We start from the raw sequence: 23,196 nt of genomic DNA, 5'->3' as shown, positions 1-23,196 counted from the left end.
ACGGTGACGGTCCTCATTATGATGCTATATAGGGCCTATTTCTCATCGGGCCACGTAAGACTGATTCCTTCATGAATTACTTAATAATGACGTACTCCAGGTTCACCAGCTTGGCATAAGTTACAATCTGATCTGTCGTCAGATTCAGGGAGACCACGGTATGATGCCCGCCGCCATTCTCGATCCAGGCTTTTACGCCGTCCTGGAAGTTCGGCTTGACCTCCCAGAGCACACGAGCCACAGGGAGCTTGGGAGCTGGTACTGTCGGCTCGAAAGCGGTAACCTCGTTGATGAGGAGCTTATAGTGTGTACCAAAGTCCGCCATGGATACCACAACACCGTCTCCAGCCTTACCATCAAAGACCAGACGAGCTGGATCTTCACGATCGCCAATGCCTAGTGGAGACACGACAATCTTAGGCTTACTGCTAGCCAGTGACGGGTCTACCTCCAGCATATGGGATTGCAGGATGGCCTCTTGACCCGCTGCCAATTCATAGGTGTAATCCTCCATGAAGCCCGTCGATTCATTGTGGCTCATGACCTTGAGCAGACGATCCAATGCGGCCGTCTTCCAATCTCCTTCGCCCGCGAAGCCATACCCTTGGGCCATCAGGCGCTGCACGGCCAGACCAGGAAGCTGCTTCATGCCATGCAGATCCTCAAAGTTCGTAGTGAAGGCGTTGTAGCCACCTGCGTCCAGGAAGCGTTTGATGGCAATCTCATATCTGGCTTGTACTTTGACACTAGCTTCCCAGGATTCCTTGCTGTTGGTGCCATAATCAAATTCATACAGCTCTGCATATTCAGCGAACAATGCGTCGACTTCCTCGTCCTTCACAGCGTTCACGACCTGCACGAGGTCTCCAATGCCAAAATAGTCTACCGTCCACCCAAATTGAATTTGGGCCTCTACTTTGTCGCCTTCGGTTACACCGACGTTACGCATATTGTCTCCGAAGCGGGCTACCTTGATGCTGAAACTCTCGTTGTAAGCTACGGCTACGTCCATCCAATCCGCAATTTGCTGTTGTACTTCTGGGCGCTCCCAGTAACCTACAACGATTTTATTCTGCTTGCGCAGGCGAGCATTGATGAACCCATATTCACGGTCTCCATGGGCAGCCTGATTCAGGTTCATGAAGTCCATGTCAATGGTAGCCCAAGGAATGCTCTCATTGTATTGAGTAGCCAAGTGGAGCAAAGGCTTCTGCAGCAGCTTGGTTCCGCGAATCCACATTTTTGCTGGGGAGAAGGTGTGCATCCAGGTGATGACTCCGGCTACCTCATCGCGATAGTTGACTTCCTTCATAATCGTCGTAATCTTGTCTGCGCTGACCGCCAGATCCTGCAACACAAGTGGATAAGGCAGGATGCCACTTTGATTCAACGCATCTGTCATCTCCTGCGCATGTGCCTTAACCTCCGCCAATGCCTCTTCCCCGTACAAATGCTGGGAGCCTACAACGAACCAGAATTCCTTTTTCACTGCGGTTGTCATGGTCATTCTACCTCTTTTCTTAGGATATGGACTCAATATCAAAATCAGCGATTAATTGCTCAGCAATGAAGGCGCTACGGGGCGAAGGTTTCTTACGATCGCTGTTAAAGCCCGATTCCAAGATTGTACAAGGATTATAGGTAGGAATCAGACTTAGCCTATGCTTCCGAAGTAGCTTTCTTAAAGAAAGCTTTAAAGGCGAACACTACCGTTTCTCCAGAATCCCTCCGCCCCTCTGCTCCAATTGCGGCCTAAAATCTACCACTGATGTTCAGATTGACCCTTTAATAGTTAGTGTTACTTCTGCCCGTAATAGGCGTCCTTGCCGTGCTTGCGCAAATAGTGCTTATCCAATATGCGCTGCGGCAGCTCCGGTGCAAAATGGTTCAGCTGACGAGCAAATAGGTTCGTCTTCGCCACTTCCTCCAACACAACACTATTCATAACCGCCGACTTGGCATCCTTGCCCCAGGTGAAGGGACCATGACCTTGCAGCAAAATGCCGGGCACAGCCAGAATATCCAGTCCACGCTCCTCGAATGTCTCGATGATCACATGGCCTGTCTCCGCCTCGTAGCCACGGTCTACCTCTTCCTGGGTCAGGAAGCGGGCACATGGCACTGAGCCGTAGAAGGTATCGGCGTGCGTCGTTCCCATGACAGGCACATCCAGCCCCGCTTGTGCCCAGGCGGTCGCCCAGGTGGAGTGCGTATGCACGATGCCGCCTATCTCGGCATAATGCTTATACAGTACGGCGTGTGTCGCTGTATCGGATGAAGGTCTCATATCTCCTTCGACGACCTGGCCGTCCAGATCGACCACGACCATGTCACTGGGCTTCATGTTCTCATAAGACACGCCGCTGGGCTTGATCACGAACAGACCGCTTTCACGATCCATAGCGCTCACATTGCCCCAGGTATATTTGATGAGCCCTTGCTTGGGTAGCTCCAGATTCGCTTGGTATACTTCCTCTTTCAGTTGCTCCAACATGTTAGTTCACTCCATTCTCCAGAAAATGGTCAACTGCTGCCTGCTCAATGGTAAGACCTTGCTTATACCGCTCGATGAATAGCTCAAAGCCCTTCACATCCGAGGCATCTGGAGCCATCTCCTGTGCGTCGACATCCTTGAAGACCTGCTCATCAAGGAAGTCCTCCAGAGTCTCCTGCTGCTCTTTATTTGCCATATAGGAAGCCAGAATGGCCATGCCCCATGCGCCGCCTTCTCCAGCTGTTGCCATCACGGAGATGGGCACGTTCATGGCCGCTGCCACCATTTTTTGCCCCACGACAGGGGTCTTGAACAGCCCGCCATGAGCGAGAATGCCATCAATAGCCACATGCTCCTCCTTGGTCAAAATATCCATACCAAGCTTCAGAGCACCAAAGGCTGCAAATAGATGCGTCCTCATAAAGTTAGCGAGATTGAATCTGCTCTCTGGTGAGCGGACGAACAATGGCCGTCCCTGCTCCAGACCTGTAATATTCTCGCCCGAATAATATCCATAGCTGAGCAAGCCACCACCGTCCGGGTCGGCCTCCAGTGCTTTATTCAGCAGTACACCGAACAATTGGCTCGGATCAGCCTTCACGCCCATGGCTTCAGAGAATTCACGGAATATACCCAGCCAGGCATTGAGATCGCTGGAGCAGTTGTTAGCATGCACCATGGCAACAGGACTACCACTCGGCGTCGTGACCAGATCAATCTCTGGATATACCTTGGAGAGCTCCTTCTCCAGTACGATCATGGCGAACACAGAAGTACCTACCGAGACGTTCCCGGTGCGTTTCCGTACACTATTCGTGGCTACCATCCCTGTCCCGGCATCGCCTTCCGGTGGACAGAGCGGAATACCGGGCTGTAATTGCTGTGATACGTCCAGCATGTGGGCCCCAGCTTCACTGAGTACCCCCGCCGACTCCCCTGCGCCGTACACTCGGGGAAGGATATCCTTCAGATTCCACGGATAACCCTTGGCGGCCACGAGCTCATCGAACTGCTCGATCATCGCAGCATTGTAATCCTGCGTGGCTTCATCAATCGGGAATATACCCGATCCGTCCCCGATACCAATAGCCTTATTGCCTGTCAACAGCCAGTGAATGAACCCAGCTAATGTCGTTATAAAATCAATGCGAGGCACATGCTGTTCCTCGTTCAGCATAGCCTGATAGAGATGCGCGATGCTCCAGCGTTCAGGGATATTGAATTGGAATCGCTCGGTCAGCTCCTTGGCAGCAGCGCCAGTTGTCGCATTACGCCAGGTCCGAAATGGAACCAGCATCTCCCCTGTGCTGTCAAATGCCATATAGCCATGCATCATGGCCGAGAAGCCGATTGAGCCTATCTTTTGAAGAGAGACTCCATACGTCCGCTCCACTTCTTCCTTCATCTCACGGTAAGCTTCCTGCATACCTGTAATAATATCTGTCAAGTTGTACGTCCAATAACCATCCTTCAGGAGGTTCTCCCACTCATAGCTACCTGATGCGATGGTCTCGAAGCGACGATCAATCAGCACGGCTTTGATGCGGGTGGAACCGAATTCGATCCCAAGAGACGTGTCTCCCCCGGTAATCGCTTGTTGAATCTGCTCATGATTCATGCTCACGTTGGTCCCCTCTCTGATACGGTATGAATAGCCTAATAATCGAAAGAAGGCGCTTTCCTTTACTTACAGCCTTAGTATATTTTTTTGTACGTACATTTGTCAATTATCATTATTATATATACACACAACTATAGATAAGTTGTTATGAATCCTGTGCGAATCAGTCTATGTTCAGTATCTTTCTTTGTATGTACAAGCTGGTGAACGGTTTGAATAATCTCTATATCATGCTAAAATATGTCCACACAAATAATTCAGAAGCGTGAATTCGTATGCGAACAACTATGGAAGAAGTGAGTGAAATTGAAGCCAAAATATCAGGTGATCATTGACGATATCAAAAGCAACATTCTGTCCGGGGTCTACAATGTAGGCGAACAAATCCCGACAGAATCGGCTTTGCAGGATACATATCAGGTGAGCCGTCAGACGGTTCGCAAGGCTATATTGGAATTATCAAATGAGGGATTCTTGAGAAGCGAGAAGGGCTCTGGCACTTATGTTAGCCACCAATATCGGGCCAAGGCCAGCGGAAATACGGGTAACAAAACGATCGGTGTCATTACGACGTACATTTCTGACTATATTTTTCCGTCCATTATTCGCGGGATTGAAGGTCGACTGAATGAGGATAATTACTCATTGCTGCTAGCCAGCACCAATAATGACGTGGCTCAGGAGAAGAAGGCACTGGAAATGATGCTGTCCTTCGGCGTGGACGGCCTGATCGTTGAGCCTACGAAGAGCAATTTGTTCAATCCTAATATCGCCTACTATCTCTCCTTCAAGGAGCAGGAAGTCCCCTTCATCATGATTAATGCTTATTATGAAGAGCTGGAGGTTCCCTTCTTCTGCCTTGATGATGTGCAGTCCAGCTATCTGGCGACCAAGGAATTGATCTCCAAGGGTCACACTCAGATTGGTATTATCTCCAAGATGGATGACCTGCAAGGCAAGTATCGAATGAAGGGCTACATCAAGGCACTTGGTGAAGCCAAGCTACGCTTCCACCCGGAGCAAGTTCTCTCCTTCGATACTGAGACGAAGCAGGAGCTCTCCACCAGCCTGAAGACCTTCCTGCAGGAGAATCGAGACATCTTGACGGCTGTGGTCTGCTATAACGATGAGGTAGGGCTCGAAGTGGTGAATGTGTGCCGCCAGCTGAATATTTCCGTCCCCGATGAATTATCCATTATCGGGCAGGACAATTCCTATATCGCCAAGAATGCGAATATCCGTCTTACCACCCTGACTCACCCTCAGGAACAGATGGGACGCGATGCTGCGGACTGGGTGATTAAGAAGCTGCAGGGTAAGAAGGATCTGCCGAACAGTACCTACTATTCGCCTGTGCTAGTCGAAGGAGAGACGGTGAGGGGGATTACAGAGGAATGATATAGAGGATTGATATAGAGGATTGATACAAAGGATTGTTACAGAAGAGAGACCGGTCAGTGTATGATCCGGTCTCCGTCATGCCTAATGCTCTGGGAGCGTAGTGGTGAGCGGAAAGCGGGAAAGTCCTAAAGAAACGAAGTTGAAAGCTTTTTGCAAAAAAGCTGCTTCGGAAGCATAGACTCCGCCTTTTAAGCTTGCCGTTCATCTGCTTAATATTCGTCCAAAAGAACAGCGAGCGTAACAGTGGTCGACAGGGCTCCCCGCTTGCAGCGGCCCTATACTCACAGTTGATCCCGGCAAGATACTGTTTAAATCGAAATCAGATCCTTTACATCGAAGTTCATACGAATGTCATAGTCCTCGTGCGGATTGTCATATTTCATGATAGCTGCCTTCTGCTCCATATCATAGAACCAGCCCTCGGCGGAAGCCTCCCATTGCTCTCTCCTAAGGAACATCGGGAGCTTCATGCCTTTCAGGTTAATTTGAACGGGGGCTACCTCTCTGCATAGCACCTCGACAACCATGGTCTGCACGGTGGTGCGATAGTCTCCCTCATGCATGAACGAGATTCGGGTATCCTTGTCCTTCTCGATGCAGATTGTTGTCTTCGCATAGTCTCCCTGCTTATATCGGTTGCTGCTTCCATCGTCATCGTACCAGACAAAGCAGGCCTCCTCCGATGGCTCCACCAGCAGATGCAGATGCTCGACCCGATCCTGGTGGATATTCATCAGCCCCGGTGCCATGGGAATGATGCCGCCGCATCGGATGAACATCGGAATAGATTCCAGCGTAACATCAAGCTGAACGGTCTGCCCGCCAGCGTATCTTGTCCGCGTATTCCACTCAACCCACTCCGTCCCCTTCGGCAAGTATAGCTCCCTTGTACAAGCGCCTTGCTCCAGTACATTCGCAACCAGCAGCGAGGTACCCACCATGAAGTCGAAGCTCTCCCCATACACCCGATCATCATCTTGGAACTCGTACACGAGCGGTCTCATTATCGGTGTCCCCTCTGTTGATGCTTCAAACAGCAGGGAGTAGAGGTAAGGCACGAGTCGGTATCTAAGCTGAATCGCTTCCCGAATATAAGGTGTGTAGGCCGGATACATCCACGGCTCTGTCACCGTATTGTCTGTGTTGCACGAATGAATGGAGAATCTGGGTTGGAAGATTCCATTCTGTACCCACCGTACGAACAATTCGGGATCAGGAGCCGGACCAAAAAAACCACCGATGTCACAGCCCTGATTGGCAACACCGGATAGCCCCAAGCCGAGAATAACGGGAATGTTGAACTTCAAGCTCTTCCAGCTGGTGTTATTGTCCCCTGCCCAGGTCTGTGCGTACCGCTGAATACCGGCGAATCCAGCCCGGTTCACAATATATGGGCGAACTGTTGGAGCGGCCTCCTCCATGGCCTCATACGCCATCTGTGCCATCAGATTCGGCATAATGGGGCGCAAGCCTGCAATAGGCTTCGGATCTCCTTCGACATGGCATAGCGCCTGCGAATCATTGATTTCATACTCATTGTTGTCGTTCCAGATAGAGGTAATCCCGAGCGACAGCAAAGAATGCTGCAAATGCTTCTTCCACAGGGCTCTACCCTGCGGATTCGTAAAGTCTACGAACGAGGCCGGCCCACCCCAGAATCGGTCCAAGTGTGACTGCTCTCCTGCCGGATTTTGAATATAGGCACCAGCCTCGTCGAATTCCTTGTACAACGGATTCGTCGCCAGCATGCCCGGCTTGATGTTCGGAGCCAGTGCTGCGCCCTTCTTCTTCATCTCCTCAACGAATCGCTTCGGATCGGGGAAGCGATCATGATTCCAGTGAAGCACATGCCGCTTTCCATCGGACCCGGTCGTATATCCCGAGGATAGGAAGAAGCCATCACAAGGAATCCCTTCTTCCTTACATTTATCCAAGAAGCCCAGAATGGCCTGGTCTGAATCCTGCTCCAGCTCCGTGTAATACATGGTAGATCCCATATACCCAAGTGAGTATTTGGCAGGGAGCACCGTTTTCCCGGTGAGGTCCGTATAATGCCTTACTACATCACGAATATGAGGGCCATGAATGAAGAACACGTCCAGTTCGCCACCATCGGCGCAAAAATAGGAGTATTTATTCCAGTAGCCACTCCGCTCGCACCCCATGTCGAAGACGGAGTCATGCGAATTGTGGTAGAACAGCCCGCTGGCTGTGCGATTACTGCCGCTCCATTTGATATAGAACGGAATATGCTTGTATAAGGGGTCTGTATGCTCCGAGTCATACCCAATAGTGTCCACATTGTGCATCCTCATACGGCGATGCTTTTTGTTCAGGTACCCTGCCTTTTCACCAAAGCCATAATAATAATCCTGATCGTCCAGGCAAGTATAATGATAGAGTCTGCCCTGCATATCACGAACATAGGATCTTTCCTTCAGGTCGGCGTGCAGCAGATTCCCGTCTGTATCCCTGATCTCTATGGCGAACGGTTCCTTGTAGATGCGTATACGCAATGTCCGTGTGGACAAGAAGAGGTGAGTGCCCTCATCGTCGTACTGTACAGGGAGAGCTTCAATTGTTCTACGGTCAGGGACCACAGAATTGAGCTTGTCTTCCCAAGCAGTCATCGCTAGTGCGTAAGAGGCCTCCTCGGGAAAATCCTCCTCAAACGTGCAGCGAATTCTCACGATATCATCCGTTAGCAGCATCACTCGGAATATGGCAGCATTCGTGAACAAGTCGAGATGACGGGCGCTGTTTTCTACATTTATAAGCTTCGTACTTATCTTCATCCGCTGTTGCCCCTCACTGTTATATTTTTGAATACACAGACATACGACTACGTACTTCCCCCCTCTGCGGAGTAAAGGAAGGGCGCCACCCCACATGGAATGACGCCACGATTACATCACGATATCAGTTCGAAGTATTGGCGTAACGCAGCCCTTCCATCAAGATCAGAAGTGTTAACGCTTGACCATACGTCATGGGACTTATCGGGATATCCTTATAGAATTGCGCATCCTGACCGACAGGAGTGCCGTACGAGACCTCCCCGACCACCCCATTCCCGTCGATGCGTTGGAGCACCGCCTGCAGTGCTTCGCGTCCGACCTGTAAATATTCCTGCGGTAAATAGCCTCTGCGTACGCCCTTCAAAATGCCATACCCAAAGGCAGCCGTACACGATGTCTCGGCGTAAGACGTGGGATCATCCAGAACCGTGTGCCACATGCCATCACTTGCCTGTAGAGCCGCAAGCGCCTCTACCTGGCTGTGCATCGTATCCAGTAAATATTGCTTGATTCCATCCTCCAGCTCCACCATGTCCAGAAAATCCACCAGCCCACAGGTATACCAGCCGTTACCGCGTCCCCAACGAACAGCACCATAGTTGTGTCTTCCTTGGAAATCCCACCCATGGAAGAACAATCCTGAATGGCGATCATACAAATATTTGATATGAATCAGGAATTGCTTCTTTGCTTCCTCGATATACGCTGGGCGCTGGAAGTATGCCCCTGCCTTCGCTAGAAAAAGGACCGTCATGAACAAGGTGTCGATCAGAATCTGTCCGTCATTCGGATCACCAGTAATCATATGCTGAAAGGCATGATCTCCGGTACGAATTAATCCGTTCTCCGGGTCCATAATCCAGCGACTCCACTCGTCGCATACCTGAGTGTATTCAGCGTTATCTGTCAGCTCGCACAGCGAGATCAGTGTAAGCAGCGGCGAACAGGTGTTGACGTTCTTCTCCGGGAGTCCTTCGCGAATGCGAGCATCGAACCAATCCTTCAGGAACTGAAGTGTTCCTGCATCCTTCGTCTCCTCGTAATATTGGTACATGCCGTATAGACCTACGCCCTGAGGCCATTCCCATAGATGAATATCAATCAATCCGATCGGATAGATCTCATCCATTCCTTCGTTTGTCATGGATCGCATGGCGCCAGACACCCGCTCGATCGCGCCAAGCATCGTATCCTGTGTCAAATGCAAGATGTCAGCCTCCCTTTACGGATCAATCGTCCCTCTACTCCACTGCCCTCGATGTGAACTGGCTTTCCATTCACCATCAAGAGCTCCTGCCAGCCGAAGCTTACCTCCCCATATGCCGGATCAACCAATCCAATCGTCAATGTCTCCACGGAGACTGTGAGCGGCATCTTCATCACATGCTCGCTGAAGCTCTCGAAGGAACCGAACTCCTGGCGATCTCCCGCCCGGACCAGCCACAGATTGCGTCGACCCTTCGAGATGAGCTCCCGTCCCCGGTTCGTTCCTTGCTCTGTGAGCTGCAGGCCGTTGGCGGCATACAGCGCAACATAAGCGTCACCCTTCTTGCTCAGGCACCAAGACCCGTGCTGCTCATAACGCTCGAAGGCATAGGTCGGGAAGTAAGCATGTGTATAATCTGCATCATGATTCTCATCAATATCGAATAGCAGGAGGCCTAGCCCCTTATATTGTCCTGCCTTCGGCAAGTAGCCATTACCTGCCCAGAAGCAAGGCCGTCCCGAGCCGTGCGCGTAAATCTCGCCAGGATGATTCACCCACACCTGTGCCTCAGGCGAGCACGCGAGATGCAGCACATGCTCCTGATAGCCCTTCAAGCCTGCCCGAAAGTCAGCAATGCTGGACATGACATATGCATTTGTCCGGTAATGTATAAGCTTCGCGTACCCGTCCTTTCCTTGCTCCAGGCGGAACTCCAGTTCTTCCTCAGGATTCAGCCTGATTCGCTCAGCAAAGTCTTGCGGAGGCGTATAGTCTGACAGGTATACGGATACGTTGAAGCTGGTGCTGTTCACATTTCCCACGCCATAGCCAGCCCAGATCAGCGAGGTCGTCCCTGCCGTATAGCCGCCGATCAGCTCTCGTTCGTAGCTACGGCCAAAGGTCGTCATTAGACGCCCCTCATGTGCCTCCGCTGTCATGTACGAATACAGTAGATCCATCGCTCGCTTGGCCTGCTCCCGCAGAATCGGCAGCTCCGCAAGGTCATGCAGCTGGATCAAGCCCAGGAAATCAATCGGGATATACGCGCTCGAATTCCATTCGGCCAACCCTTCCGTCAAGAAGCGTTCGAACCACTCCACTAGCTGCCCCTCCGCCTTCAGCCTGCGCTGCGTGCCTGTCTCACCGCTGTTCGTGAACACCTCGTCAGGGAACAGCTGGCCCGCCAGCAACTGACAGGTGTGGAATAGCAGTGCATGGTTCTCGCTGAAGAACCACATGACATCATCGCCCGGCTCGTCGATCCAATATCGGAAGTTAAGCATGGTCTCCTTGATCTGCTGCCAGACCTCCTCCTCGAATATGCCCTTATCGCGATAATCTCTCCACAGCCGGAACAGGGCGACCAGGTAGAAATCAGCGCAGTCCCGCCGTTCTCGTATGCCAATGAGTCCTTGAACAATCATATCCCGCGCAACCGCTGGGTCGCCTCCAGTCGCAAGCTTGGCCATCGCTGTATGAATATTCGGGATGCCGAGGGTAGCCACGCACTCCAGCGCGATGCGCTTGCGCTCTTGTACACTCAGGACTTCGCTGTCCTGTGGCTGAAAGCGACTATTGTACACCTCGATACCGAGTAGCTTGCGAATCTCTGCGGTTCCGATCTGAACAATCAACTCAAAATATTTATAGTCCGCGCCAAAATCATCCGTGTGGCCCAGAATAAGCTCCTGCTGCCCTGCCTTCAATTCCCGCTGCATCGTATATCGGCCATCGAAGAAGCTGTTGTAGGACACGCCAAAACGAACGTCCTCGTTAAACGGCTTGTCGAAGACTATGCGGAGCTGTTCGTCTTGGGCTGTACTCGTCGGAAAGTACGCCATGTCGAGCGCTCGCTCCATCACCATAATCTCTTCTGCCTTCTCCGACTCCGTAAGCGGAAGCTGAATCGTAATCGACTCAGGGCCGGTGTATTCCAGCGTAAAATGGTACAATGTATCCCGCTCCGCCAGGTCCTCATGACAGACGAAGAACTCATTCGTTCCCGCCTCAAGCTTGATCTCCACCTGCGTCTGTTGCTCAATATTTCTGGTGAATGGCGTAAAGTCGCTAACGAGATGCCCGTTTACCCATAGCGCCACTCCACCGCAGGTCTTCAAGTTGAAGATTGCCGTATGTGAGACAGGACTCACTACAAGAGTACGCCCGTACCTCAGCATGTGCGTCGGCACATAATAGAAGCCGGAAGCCTCTACCCGTGAGTTGCCCCATGGAAAATAGATGTTCCACTTGGCCTCCGTCTCCCACAAGAAGACCCTGTCCCCCGGCACTGGCGGTACTGTGAACGGCAATTGTGGGGGCGTCGCCCTGCGTTCATCCACGAATTCCTTGCGGCAGGGATTCTCATGAATCGAGAAGCCCTTAATTAGCCAATCGTTGATATCCCCTTCCATCGTCATGGGCTCGAAACGCACGCTGCGGGTCAGGATTCCACTGATAAGCCATCGATTAATCACACGATGCTTCAGCTGCAGCGGGGCATACGTTAGCACATGCTCGTCACGTTGGCTGTGTTGTTCGTGTTGGTTACGTTGTTCATGATCATCCGTTGTCATAGCTTCCTCACCCCTTCATCCCTGATGTCGTAATGCCTTGTATGAAATGACGTTGGAACACAAGGAATACCACCAGCACAGGAATCATCGTAATCGTCGACATCGCCAGCAGACTTCCCCAATCGACGTTATACTCTCCGATAAAGTTCGATAATGCCAGCTGAATCGTGTATTTCGCCGGATCACTGATAACGATGAGCGGCCACAGGAAGTCATCCCACCGCCACATGAACGAGAAGATCGCGAGCACGGCAATAATCGGTTTGGCAATCGGTAGGATAATACTCCAGAAGATCTTCCACTCCCCCGCACCGTCCATACGTGCGGCCTCCAGCAGCTCATCCGGGACAGACAGCAAATATTGTCGCACTAGAAATACCCCTGTTGGTGTAGCGGCTGGCGGAATAATGATGCCCCAGAGACTGTTGAACAAGCCCAGGAATGAGATGACCTTGAAGATCGGAATCATAATGACCTCCAGCGGGATCATCAGGGTAGAGATGAATCCGACGAGCAGAATCGTATCGCCCTTAAACCGATATTTGGCTAAGGCAAAGCCGGCCATCGTGTTGATTAGCAACAATAGAATCGTAGATGTAATGGTAACGATGGTGCTGTTCAGGAAATAGGTCCCGAAGTTCCCTTTGGCAAAAGCTGTGATGAAGTGCTCCAGAGAGAATTTCTCCGGCAGAATTGCAGGCGGCCAGCTATATAGCTCGGACTCCGTCTTGAAGGAGGACAGCACGGTCCAGAGAACCGGGAATAACCAGATCATCGTTAGGGCGATCAAGATCACATAAGTGCCTATCTTCGCTTGTCGCATCAGCATTAGTCAGCTCCTCCTTTCGAAAGACGGAATTGCAAGGCCGTGAACGCCCCGATAATTACGAATAGAATGACAGACATCGCACTGGCCATACCAAGCTCCTGCTTGGAAAAGCCAATTTCATAAATGTACTGTACGATGAACGTGGTCTCCTTGCCGGGGCCTCCTCCTGTGAGGGCAAACATCAGCGGATAAGCCTTGAAGGCGTCGATGAGCGCCACCATAAAGACAAGTAGGCTGGTCGGCTTGAGCATCGGAAGCGTAATATCCCGGAATGTTCTCCAGCGGGAAGCTCCATCCAGACTAGAGGCCTCGTACATATCGACAGGAATGGATTGCAGCCCTGCTATGAAAATGACCATGAAGAATCCCACTCTCGACCAGAGGGTAGCAATGATGACCGATAAGTTCGCATAGAACGGATCTGTCAGCCAGCCAATCGACCCGAAGCCAACGGTGTTCAGGATGTGATTCAGAATGCCGAATGAATCGCCGAATATCCACTTCCAGGTCAGACCAACGATAATGTACGAGATCATGGTCGGCCAATAAATGCTTGCCCGGAACAGGCCTTTGAGCCTCACCTCGCGAATCAGCAGCAGCGCAATTCCAAGCGATAGTGCATAAATACCCGGGACGACAACAGCGGCGTACAGCCCAGTTCGGCCCAGTGATGCCCAGAACTCACCATTAGCCAGCACAGCGGCATAATTTTGCAGACCCAAGAACTCCATTTCATTCAAGCCGTCGTATTCATGAAAGGAATACACGAATCCCACGAACGCCGGGATCACGATAAAGGTCAAGAAAATCACAAAGTTCGGTAACACGAATAAATAGGGGGCAAGCGATCTTTTTAGCTTTTCCTTCTTCCACGAGGTCCGCGAGCTGCTCTTGGAGCTGGTCATTACCTGAGACACTCAATCCTCTCCTTCCTCGGACTCTAGATGCCGGGAGTGTGGCTGCTGCCTCCTGGAAAGCGAGCAGCCCTTCCTCCCTTGTCTGGATGTTAGTCCTTATCCTTGGCAATCGCCTCATCAATCAGCTTCGCTGCATTCTCCAATGCTTGTTGTGTCGTCATCTTCTCGGCCAATACCTGTACGATGTCATTCTTCAGATCGGTAGAGAACTTGGGAATAATCGTCTGTCTCGACCAGTCATTAGCCGCCAGCGGAGTCGTATTCGCCAGCTCGTCTGCGAACACCTTGAACATCTCCTTGCCGAACGCATAATCCAGATCACTGCTGTCCTTGCGTGGGCTGATGAAGAGAGACTCCTGGTTGTAGCGGGAATTAATCTCCTTGGAGGTGGCCCATTTAATGAAATCAGCTGCCTCCTTCTCTACCTTGCTGCCTTCGAAGGCCATCAGGTACTTGCCGCCAGGAACTGAGGAGCGAATCTGTTCTTTCGGCATATACGTTACGCCCCACTCAAAGTTCGAGATGTCCTTGTAGCTGCTTAGCATCCAGTTACCAGCCAGGTGAGCGGCTACTGTACCCGAACGGAACAGGTTATTCGGATTCTCACCGCCGAGCCATACGGAATAAGGTGCAATTTCTTCTTTATGCAGACCTACAAAATAGTCAAGTGCTTGTGCCGCCTCCGGGCTATTAATCGCACTTTGGGTTCCATCCTCGCTAATCATGTGACCACCGAACTGATAGAGCATTGTGGACCAGCGATGTGGAGACACATCCCACACCAGACCATACTTCGCTCCACCCTTCTCCATGACTTGCTTCAGTGCTGCCTTGAATTCATCCCAGGTCCATACATTGTTCGGGTCTGTTGGCACCTGTACTCCGGCTTTGTCGAACAGGGTCTTGTTATAGATCAGACCATTGGCTGTAACATCCATAGGCGCAGCGATAATCTTGTCATCTGACACATAGTACGGCTTGATCGAATCTATGAATTGACTGGAGAACTCATCCGCCGTCCCGACGTAAGGCGCCAAGTCCAGCGCTTGATTCGCATAGGCTCCGGTATCGGTCATCCGGGACAGCGCAGGTGGTTGTCCTCCTGCGATCATCGTCTTCAGCTTCGTATTCAGATCCTTGTACGGAACCTCGATCAGGTTAATTTTCACATTCGGATTTTGCTTCTCGTACTCTTGAGTCAGCCCTTTGATGACCTCTCCTTCAATCCCGTCCGTGAACCACATGAAATCAAGGGTGACCTGCTTCTTTGCATCTCCCTCACCAGAGCTTGCGCCTGAACTTGCGCCACACCCCGCCACAACCATGATCAGTACAACGGATAACAACAGCATTGCAATCGCTTTCATTTTGCTCTTCATCATTTCTTTCGACCCCTCTTCCGATTGTAATGTTCTATTGATGTGTCTTGCGGTAGGTCTGCGGGGAGACACCCGCATATTGCTTGAACATACGGCTGAAGTGAATGGGATTGCTGAACCCGAGCAGCTCGGACATGTTGCCGACAGATTGGTCTGATAGCAGCAGTAGCTTCTTGGCCTCATCAATTCGTTTGCGGGTAACATAGTTATTAATGGAGATGCCTGTAATCTCTTTGAAGCAATGACACATGTAATACTTGTTCAAATGCATCACTTCCGATAGCTCCTCCAGCGTAATCGAGGTCCTATAGTGCTGATTGAGATACTTAAGCATCCGGCGTACATTCGTTTCCTTCTGTGATTGCGCAGGCGCGGTCAGCAGGGAGTAGACGTCCTTTGATTTGCGATAGATCTTCAGCAGAAGCTGCACCATCAACGTCTGCATCATCACCTCATGCCCGATAGCCTCCTTCTCTCTCTCGGTGAACAGGAGCTCGAAGTGACTGTCCATCTCATTCACGCCGCTCTCATCCCAGCGAATCAACAGCCCATTCGGATGCTCGAACAGATTGAGCAGCTTCGCTTGCAGCTCTTCTCCAGCCACCTCCTGAATGTAGTCGGATGTAAAATTAATGTAGCTTCTAACATAAGGTACATCCTTCGCCGGATTGGGCCGATGCAATACGTCGCCGCTAAACAGCAACATATCACCAGCCTGCAGCTGATAAATCTCATTTCCAATCACAAAATTCGCGTTACCCTCCAGAAAAAAGTACATTTCGTACCCCTCATGCGTGTGGAGCGGCCAGCTATTCTGCCATTCGGTCACACGATAACGGATATAGATACGTTCCTGCTTTAAGGCTTTGTTGGTGGGAAAATGAGCGTTATACTTCATCCACTGCCACTCCCCCTCATAGCTTTGTTTTAAATTGAAAGCGCTTTAATGGAATTCTAACATAGAAACTTTGATGGGTAAGCATAAAAATTGCTCAATGTTTATCATATCTTGCTGTCCAATTTCTTCCGGTCAATTACATCTATCACACTCTAGCTATATATACAGATAATGGATTTATCCGAAATTCCATTTGGTAGGAACCCTGCTCAGCAAAGGGAAAGCTAGGATACGGACAAGAATCCGATACAGGATGTGGCACAGCTGCGTTAAGTGCACTGACAGATAAGGCGCGGGGTGTGGCTACAGAGCACAGCAGGGTACTGCAGTATGACGACGGATGCTAACTGGTATGAAAGCCAGCATGCGAAAAAGGCCGCTGTATAGCGGCCCTAGCTGAAATATGTGTTGACTTCTAATCGCGAGCACATACTCTTACTTCTGTGTCTCTCCTGCTTTTATGATTGACTTGCTTACTTCTACGATTGACTTGCTTACTTCTACGATTGACTTGCTTCCTTCCATGATTGACGTGCTTACTTCTATGTCACTTCTGTGGCTAAGACACGCTTCTAAGACTAACTTGCTCCTCTAGCACACCTGCGGCTAAGAGCGCCTATGATGGCGTCCTGCTATGGCTCCCGCTCACTTCTCGCAGTTGCACCTTTCCCCTGAATTGCGCACAATACACGATCCATACGCCTCCAACGATCAGCGCTAATACAAGATAAATATTACTGTACACATAGGATACCGGAGACGCAACGAACGGATTCAGATGAAAAGCCGCACCTTGATCGACGACTTTACTATATATGCCTGTGGACACTGCCCCGGATAAGAAATTCAGCATGGATAACAGTCCCATACCAATTCCGGTCTGCTCCGTCGGCAACGCTCTGGATATCGTATTGGACAAGGCAATCTGCATGAACATCTGCCCCACATTACCGAAGATGAGGAAGACAGCGATCATCACAGGTGAGATACCAGCCAGTAGAAATAGTAGCGCAAAACAAATCATAAGCAATCCGCTGGCCAGCGAGAACAGGGTCATATTCCCCTTATCATCGGCTATTCTCCCCGCTCTACGTCCCAAGAATGCCGAGACCGCCGCTCCAGGCACCATCGCGAAGCCAATCACCCCCGGTGAGAGATGATGGACATCTGCCAGCAGTTGGGGTGTGAGGAACGGTAACGAATACCCCGCAGCCATGACCAATACGGTAATGCCAAGGCCCAGTGTGTAGCTTCTGTTCCGGAACAAGCCCGGATGCACAAATGGCGTCTCTGCCTGGCGAATACGAACGATGAATAAGAGGAGGGCTACTATGCTAAGTATGGCCGCAAGCCAGCTTGAGAACGTAATGGCCAGCAGTAGACACGTCACCGTTCCAGCCAGCAATGTGCCGCCGAGCCAGTCCAGTTTGCCCCCATTCCCCTGCTCATCACCGAGATATTTTCGGAAGAAAGGTAACATGAAGATTAGCAGCATCGGGAGGAAGAAGAGCCACCGCCAATGAGCAAAGCTGACAAGCATGGCAGACACGACCGGACCAATGGCATTGCCGATGGCTAGCCCGCTTGCCGTAATCCCCAGCGCCCACCCCCGCCTTTCCACGGGAAAATACCGCACCGGTACGATCATCGCTGTTGCAGGAATGACAGCCGCACCGCACGCTTGCAGGATTCTGCCCAGAAGCACCATCCAATAGGCCTGAGAAGCCAGCCCGACCAGAGAACCGATACAGAAGAGCAGCAGTCCGAAGGTAATCAGGCTCTTTAATCTGAAAAGATCGGCTAATTTGCCGTATACAGCAGAACCGATCGCATAGATCAGCAGGTAGATAGCAGATACCCAGCTTACCTGCGAGTACGATAGCTGGAACTCTTCACCCATCTTCGGTAGCACAATATTGAACATGGTTGCACTCATCGAGGAGAGAATCATAGTGAAGGCGAGGATATAGATTAACTTGTTGCTCTTCATGGAATCGAATATCCCCTTTCTTTTTGCTACAGACTATTCTACAATCCATTTTAGATAAATAATAATATATGTTTCCCTATGTATTCATAACCTTAAGTATATGGAAAAGAGGTGCTCGCCATGGAACTGCTACAGCTTCAATATTTCCGCACAGCTGCGCGACTGGAGCATATGACCAAGGCCGCTGAACAGCTTCATATTGCGCAGCCTGCGCTTAGCAAGACTATATCCCGACTGGAGGAGGATCTAGGTGTCCCCTTGTTCGACCGTGTGAATCGACAGATTCGTCTTAACGCATTTGGCAAAGCCTTTCTCGCCAAGGCCGAAGCAGCGCTATCCACATTAGAGGAAGGGCGACAAGAAGTGATGGATATGGCCGGGCTGGAGAGGGGTGTAGTAAGTATCGCCACAAGTACCTTGGATCGCCTCTCACCTGCGCTTGCGGCTTTTCGTGAGCAATATCCGGAGGTGAGCTTCCGAATTAATCAGATTGCACCTGCGGAGACCCACACCATTGGGGAGCTGCTGGAGCAAGGCGGCGCCGATCTGGGCTTCGGTCCGATGTATTCGTATAGACAGGGTATTCAAGAATTGCCCGTACTACAGACAGAAGTATTCCTGGCTGTACCCCGAGGGCATCGGTTCGCACATCAGGACAGCGTTACATTGGAGGAAATTGCGGACGAGCCGTTCATTGAATACAAGCTTGGACATCCGTTTCGTCAGGTCAATGATGAGATCAGCCGCAGAGCAGGAATCCAGCGGACAATCGTCTGTGAGGTAGAGGAGCCTAGTGCGTTAAGTAGTCTGGTACAGGCTGGCTTAGGGCTGGCATTTATTCCGGGTAACAAAGAAGACGACGCACTGCAATATCGGCTGGTGCATATCGAAGGCTCCGTCAGTAGACGAACGTTCTCCGTGTTCTGGAATGAAGCCAGATATCTGTCGGAGGCTGCGCGGGAGTTCCAACGGTTCTTGGCCCTGTATTTTGCCGACAAATAAAAAAAGCTCCCCCTGCCCTGAATCAGGACAAGAAGAGCTAGTATAGATTACAATACCCATATATTTGAGAAGAACAATCTATAGGGTACCATATAGGGCATGAGAAATTCACTCGCTATGGATACTTATTTCATTTTGATTCGCTTGCGAGCTAACCATACCCCCAGCAAGATCAACACGAGCCCGCCAATATAGAATGGAGCATGACTCGACTCTCCGGTCTGCGGCAGCAGCTGCACCTGTTGCTTCGACGCTGGAATGCGTGGATCAGGTGTTGGGGCTGCTGGCGTCTCCGGCTCAGGGTCTGGCTGTCCTGGCTCCGGCTCGCCTACACCGCGCGGAATATCGTCCTCATCAATCTCAACCGTAGGTGGCTGCGGGTCCCCTGGGTCTCCCGGCTCACCTCTTGGGATGTCTTTATCGGGCACTTCTATGCCGGTAGGTGGCGTACCCGGATTGGACGGATTGCCTGGACCCGGATCTGGATTATGATCTGATGGTCTATCCCGATCCGGCTTACTAGGTGTTCCCGGGTTACTCGGGTTACCTGGGTTGTCAGGGCCCGGGTCGGTTGGGTTGGTTGGGTTGGTTGGTCCGCCAGGGCCTGGATCCGTTGGATCGACTGGGTCCGTTGGGTCCGTCGGACCTCCAGGTCCAGGATTCTCAGGACCACCGGGTCCCGGGTTGCCAGGATCGGTCGGATCAACTGGGTCAGTGGGATCCGTTGGGCCCGGTCCGACAGGCTCTTCCTTCCGATTCGTTACCGTGATGCTCTTCACATTCCCCTGACTCTTAATACTGGAGTCAATGGTTACGTTCCATTTCGCCTGCTCGATCTTATAGCCTGCGGGAGCCACCAGCTCCTCCAGCACGTAATCGTCGTACAGCAGCTTCGTGAAGAGAATCTTGCCGTCCGCATCTGTAGTCTTCACTATCGGTACCCGCTTGCCTGCCTGATCATACAGCGCGAATTTGGCACCCGCCAGTGTCTTGGACGGATCAGCCAGATCCACCTTCGTCACCTCAAGGCTGCCCGTTACACCGCCCCCCGAGCCTGAGCCAGAGGAAGTACGGACAATGATCTCCTTCGTCGTATCCCTGACTTCTGTCTTCAGCTGATCTCCTTCGAGTCCCACCTTGTTGCTCACAGCTTCCTTATCCTCAGCCGTAATGAACGACTGATATTCCAGAATATAAGCTGTGGAGATGGCGTTCGTGAACTTTAATTCGAAGGTCTCCTGACCATCCTCAAGCCTGGAGATCGTCAGGGTATAATCCTTACCCTTCGTCAGCTCCTCAGCCTTGACCGCTTCGCCACTCACCTGGATCTTCGTCGCATACAAGCGGAATGAATCCTCGATCAGAATCTGATTGCTGCTTGGGAAGTCGATGATGCGAACGTTGGAAATATGAGACTGGCCTTCATTAATGCGAATCGACCAATCAATTTTATTCCCATTCTGGGCGCCTTGCTTCCTCACATAGTCGCCGCCATGAGGAACATACACGCTGGCCTTCCAGGTGGCCTCCTGCTTGCTGCCATTCCACAGCTCGGCTGTATTCTCGATCTGTCTGACAACCAATGTGCCTTGCAGCGATGTCTTGAACTCAATCCAGTATGCAGATGAGATCGGGTTGTTAAACTGAACAGACAGCTGATTGCCGTTCGCCTCCGAAGGCTCCGTCACCTTGTATTGAGACGCAGGAATCTCCGTCCCCTTCGTCACACCATTCCAGCTACCTGTCAGCTTCATCTCGTATACCTTCACTGAATTCGGCACCAGTTGCTGGCCTTGCTTCAGCACATCTGTCACGCTCGCCTGATCCAGCGGATCCAGATTATAGTTCAGCTTGACGTTCCAGGTAATCTCCTTGTTGACTGGATTATAGCTACCGTCCTTACCCCCGTTATTCTTTGTATAGTCATCCGACGCGAAGCTCGCATCCCGCTGAATAGGCCCTTTCACTTCGCCGTTCTCGACCCACGTCATGGTAGCTCTGTTCATGAAGTCCAGCTTACGATCCTTCAGCCAGTCGATGTCGAACTTCGAGTCATACTCGATCGTGTAGGTAGTGTCGATGGTCTTGGAGAAGCGTATGACAAAGCCCTTCCGCACATGGTCGTATTCGACCTTATAGTCACTGGCAGGCACGAGGTTCCCGTTCGATCTGACGATCACCGAATTCGGCAGGAATTCGAGTCCATCATGCGGGAACGTATCCTGAATGACTACATTCTCCATGCTGTACTTGCTGCCATCGGGCTTTTTGTCCCCGTTGATGGTAATCATCCATTTGGAAGTCTTGTTCGCAAAGTTCACACCCCATACACCCTTCACCAGAGCGCGGGTACCTTGTGCAGGAGCTGTGACCTCCTTAGACGTATCACCCGATACGACCTTGTTCTTCACTTGCTTGCCTTCGGCGCTCAGCCGATCAATCGGCTTCGTCTTGTATATGATTGTATATGGCGAATCAATCGCCTTCTCGAACTGGAGCTTGAAGCTATTCGGCCCCGTCATCGTAACGGTATAATCCTCTGTCGCCACCAGATCCTTGGCGTTCGTCGAATCTCCGGCATATACCTTCAGCGAATCAGGGACCATCGTATGAATGGCGCTGAATTCATCTGTGAGGACCGCCTGATCCCGTGTAAGCTTCTTCTCGTTGAAGTTGTACTTCACTCTCCAGGTAATGATGCCTGTCTCCGAGTCCTGGTTATACGACTTCTCCAGGAATTGTCCACGCTGCACGGTTACCGTCGCAGTAGCCCGGCTATCCTCCATGCCTTCGCCAGACAGTACGGCCGTATTCTCGAAGCGCTCCTGTTCTCCGGTCAGCTTGGTCGAGAAACGCAGCTCATAAGCCTTGCTGATAGTCTCATCCTGGAACGCAAGCTCCAGCTTCTTGCCCTCTGAGATCAAGATGGTATACTTGCTCGAATCCACCGCAGTGCCAAGCACCGTCGATCCGTCTCCATTCACCTGCAGGTGGTATAGCTTAACGGAATCCTCGATCAGCTCCAGTCCATCCGGCATCACATCCGTAATGACCGCATGCTTGATCTTATCCAGTGACTTGTTGACCTGCACCCTCCAGTCAATCTGACTCTTGCCGATGGCTGTCCCTTGCTTCTCGATCAGCTTGCCGCCCTTCGGCTTCAGATTCACAATGACGGTCTGCAATCCGCTCTGTACCGGGATCGCAATAATGACCTCCGTACTGCCCTGAATGGTTTCCTTCGTAAATTCGGTCCGAATCTCCAGCTTGCCGCTGACGTTGGAGTGACGTTCCACATAATCATTGAAGGTCATGACGACCTTCCCGTCCCGGTCCACGGTAAAGCGGCCTACCTCGTCTTGATCGGCCACGAGTGGTGCATCAATATCTGTAAAAATCTCAAACTGCTCAGGCAGCTCGAAGATAAATGTATCCCCATTCTTATAGCTATGTCCGTTCGGCAGTTCCCATTCGTAGCTCAGATTGACGGCCTCGCCAATCTCCAGCTTGCTGTCCGGGTTATATACCGAGTCAATCACAGTGCCATTCGAGTCCGTTAGTACAACCTTGGTCAAAATATTATCCGTATTGGTGACTGGCGCTGGCTGCGGGTCATAGACGTCATTTGTCACTCCATACACAGAATCCTGCACGCTTACAGCAGCCTGAACTGGCCAGGCAGATGTACCATACAGCGTCTGAATCATAAGCAACAGCGCTACAACGATTCCACACACTTTTCTCTTCATGATCGCTCCCTCAGTGTCTCCATCACCCGCATAGTATTTGGCTCCGGGCCAGCTTTCGTGCGCAAATCGGCTCTAGCAGCCGCTGGGCCACACGCCGATCAGAGGACCTCCCGTCCATCACCTCCACCTTTTCTGCTGCACGATATATTGCTTACATTCCCTGGAACCAAATGGGCTTCTTGCATTATAGCCGCCTCACCTCTACAAATTCTCTACATGAATGCGAACAAGCCCTGGACCTACGGTCCAAGGCTAAGGGTATAAACTTGCATTCCATTTGCGCATGATCACAAGTCACGCATCTGATTACTAGACTCTGTTTTATCTGAATGAATGCA

At 51.2% G+C, this 23,196-nt stretch carries 14 protein-coding genes; 2 read left to right on the top strand and 12 right to left on the bottom strand.

Going from position 1 to position 23,196, the window contains the following annotated elements:
- Positions 1 to 76: 76 nt before the first annotated feature.
- From araA to D328_RS0104600, 3 genes are all read right to left on the bottom strand, one after another.
- Positions 77 to 1,501 carry an L-arabinose isomerase gene (araA, locus tag D328_RS0104610; protein WP_018883789.1) on the bottom strand — a complete coding sequence of 475 codons (1,425 nt, stop codon included), beginning with the start codon at positions 1,499 to 1,501 and terminating at the stop codon, positions 77 to 79.
- Positions 1,502 to 1,798: 297 nt separating this feature from the next.
- A complete protein-coding gene (locus D328_RS0104605; protein WP_018883788.1) occupies positions 1,799 to 2,494 on the bottom strand; it encodes an L-ribulose-5-phosphate 4-epimerase in 696 nt (231 codons plus the stop codon).
- Between the two features lies 1 nt (position 2,495).
- Positions 2,496 to 4,112 carry a xylulokinase gene (locus D328_RS0104600; protein ID WP_018883787.1) on the bottom strand — a complete coding sequence of 539 codons (1,617 nt, stop codon included), beginning with the start codon at positions 4,110 to 4,112 and terminating at the stop codon, positions 2,496 to 2,498.
- A 309-nt stretch (positions 4,113 to 4,421) separates the two neighbouring features.
- Here D328_RS0104600 and D328_RS0104595 point away from each other — a divergent pair, with 309 nt between their 5' ends.
- Entirely contained in the window at positions 4,422 to 5,513 is a 1,092-nt protein-coding gene (locus D328_RS0104595; protein WP_026281005.1) for a GntR family transcriptional regulator, read from the top strand.
- 311 nt (positions 5,514 to 5,824) lie between these two features.
- Here the strand turns inward: D328_RS0104595 and D328_RS0104590 are convergent, their stop codons facing one another.
- The 8 genes from D328_RS0104590 to D328_RS0104555 all read right to left on the bottom strand — a co-directional run bounded on the left by D328_RS0104590 (position 5,825) and on the right by D328_RS0104555 (position 18,107).
- Complete coding sequence (locus tag D328_RS0104590; RefSeq protein WP_018883785.1) at positions 5,825 to 8,311, bottom strand: TIM-barrel domain-containing protein; 2,487 nt, start codon at positions 8,309 to 8,311, stop codon at positions 5,825 to 5,827.
- Between the two features lie 124 nt (positions 8,312 to 8,435).
- Positions 8,436 to 9,521, bottom strand: a complete 1,086-nt coding sequence (gene bglB, locus D328_RS0104585; RefSeq protein ID WP_018883784.1) for a beta-galactosidase BglB — start codon at positions 9,519 to 9,521, stop codon at positions 8,436 to 8,438.
- On the bottom strand, positions 9,512 to 12,094 hold the full coding sequence (locus D328_RS0104580) for a hypothetical protein (RefSeq protein ID WP_018883783.1): 2,583 nt from the start codon (positions 12,092 to 12,094) through the stop codon (positions 9,512 to 9,514). Before D328_RS0104580 ends, bglB begins: the two co-directional genes overlap by 10 nt.
- A gap of 7 nt (positions 12,095 to 12,101) precedes the next feature.
- Positions 12,102 to 12,923 carry a carbohydrate ABC transporter permease gene (locus D328_RS0104575; protein WP_018883782.1) on the bottom strand — a complete coding sequence of 274 codons (822 nt, stop codon included), beginning with the start codon at positions 12,921 to 12,923 and terminating at the stop codon, positions 12,102 to 12,104.
- Complete coding sequence (locus D328_RS0104570) at positions 12,923 to 13,840, bottom strand: carbohydrate ABC transporter permease (protein ID WP_018883781.1); 918 nt, start codon at positions 13,838 to 13,840, stop codon at positions 12,923 to 12,925. Before D328_RS0104570 ends, D328_RS0104575 begins: the two co-directional genes overlap by 1 nt.
- 89 nt (positions 13,841 to 13,929) lie before the next feature.
- Positions 13,930 to 15,219, bottom strand: a complete 1,290-nt coding sequence (locus D328_RS0104565; protein WP_026281002.1) for an ABC transporter substrate-binding protein — start codon at positions 15,217 to 15,219, stop codon at positions 13,930 to 13,932.
- Between the two features lie 34 nt (positions 15,220 to 15,253).
- Positions 15,254 to 16,117, bottom strand: coding sequence for a helix-turn-helix transcriptional regulator (locus tag D328_RS0104560; protein ID WP_018883779.1), 864 nt, complete (start codon positions 16,115 to 16,117; stop codon positions 15,254 to 15,256).
- Between the two features lie 616 nt (positions 16,118 to 16,733).
- The gene (locus tag D328_RS0104555; RefSeq protein WP_018883778.1) at positions 16,734 to 18,107 is read right to left on the bottom strand and encodes an MFS transporter; all 1,374 of its coding nucleotides are present in this window, start codon (positions 18,105 to 18,107) and stop codon (positions 16,734 to 16,736) included.
- Positions 18,108 to 18,227: 120 nt separating this feature from the next.
- Here D328_RS0104555 and D328_RS0104550 point away from each other — a divergent pair, with 120 nt between their 5' ends.
- Entirely contained in the window at positions 18,228 to 19,109 is an 882-nt protein-coding gene (locus D328_RS0104550; protein ID WP_018883777.1) for a LysR family transcriptional regulator, read from the top strand.
- Between the two features lie 125 nt (positions 19,110 to 19,234).
- Here D328_RS0104550 and D328_RS0104545 read toward each other — a convergent pair whose 3' ends face one another.
- A complete protein-coding gene (locus D328_RS0104545) occupies positions 19,235 to 22,858 on the bottom strand; it encodes an LPXTG cell wall anchor domain-containing protein (protein ID WP_018883776.1) in 3,624 nt (1,207 codons plus the stop codon).
- Positions 22,859 to 23,196: the final 338 nt, after the last annotated feature.

This window comes from Paenibacillus massiliensis 2301065 = DSM 16942 (assembly GCF_000377505.1).
GTDB classification, from domain to species: domain Bacteria; phylum Bacillota; class Bacilli; order Paenibacillales; family Paenibacillaceae; genus Paenibacillus; species Paenibacillus massiliensis.
The sequence above is the reverse complement of the archived record's forward strand: the minus strand, read 5'-3'. Positions and strand labels throughout refer to the sequence as shown.

Excerpts from the sequence above, each read along its gene's own strand:
- araA (WP_018883789.1), bottom strand. The coding sequence starts at position 1,501 with ATGACAACCGCAGTGAAAAAGGAATTCTGGTTCGTTGTAGGCTCCCAG.
- D328_RS0104605 (WP_018883788.1), bottom strand. The coding sequence starts at position 2,494 with ATGTTGGAGCAACTGAAAGAGGAAGTATACCAAGCGAATCTGGAGCTA.
- D328_RS0104600 (WP_018883787.1), bottom strand. The coding sequence starts at position 4,112 with ATGAATCATGAGCAGATTCAACAAGCGATTACCGGGGGAGACACGTCT.
- D328_RS0104590 (WP_018883785.1), bottom strand. The coding sequence starts at position 8,311 with ATGAAGATAAGTACGAAGCTTATAAATGTAGAAAACAGCGCCCGTCAT.
- D328_RS0104580 (WP_018883783.1), bottom strand. The coding sequence starts at position 12,094 with ATGACAACGGATGATCATGAACAACGTAACCAACACGAACAACACAGC.
- D328_RS0104575 (WP_018883782.1), bottom strand. The coding sequence starts at position 12,923 with ATGCTGATGCGACAAGCGAAGATAGGCACTTATGTGATCTTGATCGCC.
- D328_RS0104565 (WP_026281002.1), bottom strand. The coding sequence starts at position 15,219 with ATGAAGAGCAAAATGAAAGCGATTGCAATGCTGTTGTTATCCGTTGTA.
- D328_RS0104560 (WP_018883779.1), bottom strand. The coding sequence starts at position 16,117 with ATGAAGTATAACGCTCATTTTCCCACCAACAAAGCCTTAAAGCAGGAA.
- D328_RS0104555 (WP_018883778.1), bottom strand. The coding sequence starts at position 18,107 with ATGAAGAGCAACAAGTTAATCTATATCCTCGCCTTCACTATGATTCTC.
- D328_RS0104550 (WP_018883777.1), top strand. The coding sequence starts at position 18,228 with ATGGAACTGCTACAGCTTCAATATTTCCGCACAGCTGCGCGACTGGAG.
- D328_RS0104545 (WP_018883776.1), bottom strand. The coding sequence starts at position 22,858 with ATGAAGAGAAAAGTGTGTGGAATCGTTGTAGCGCTGTTGCTTATGATT.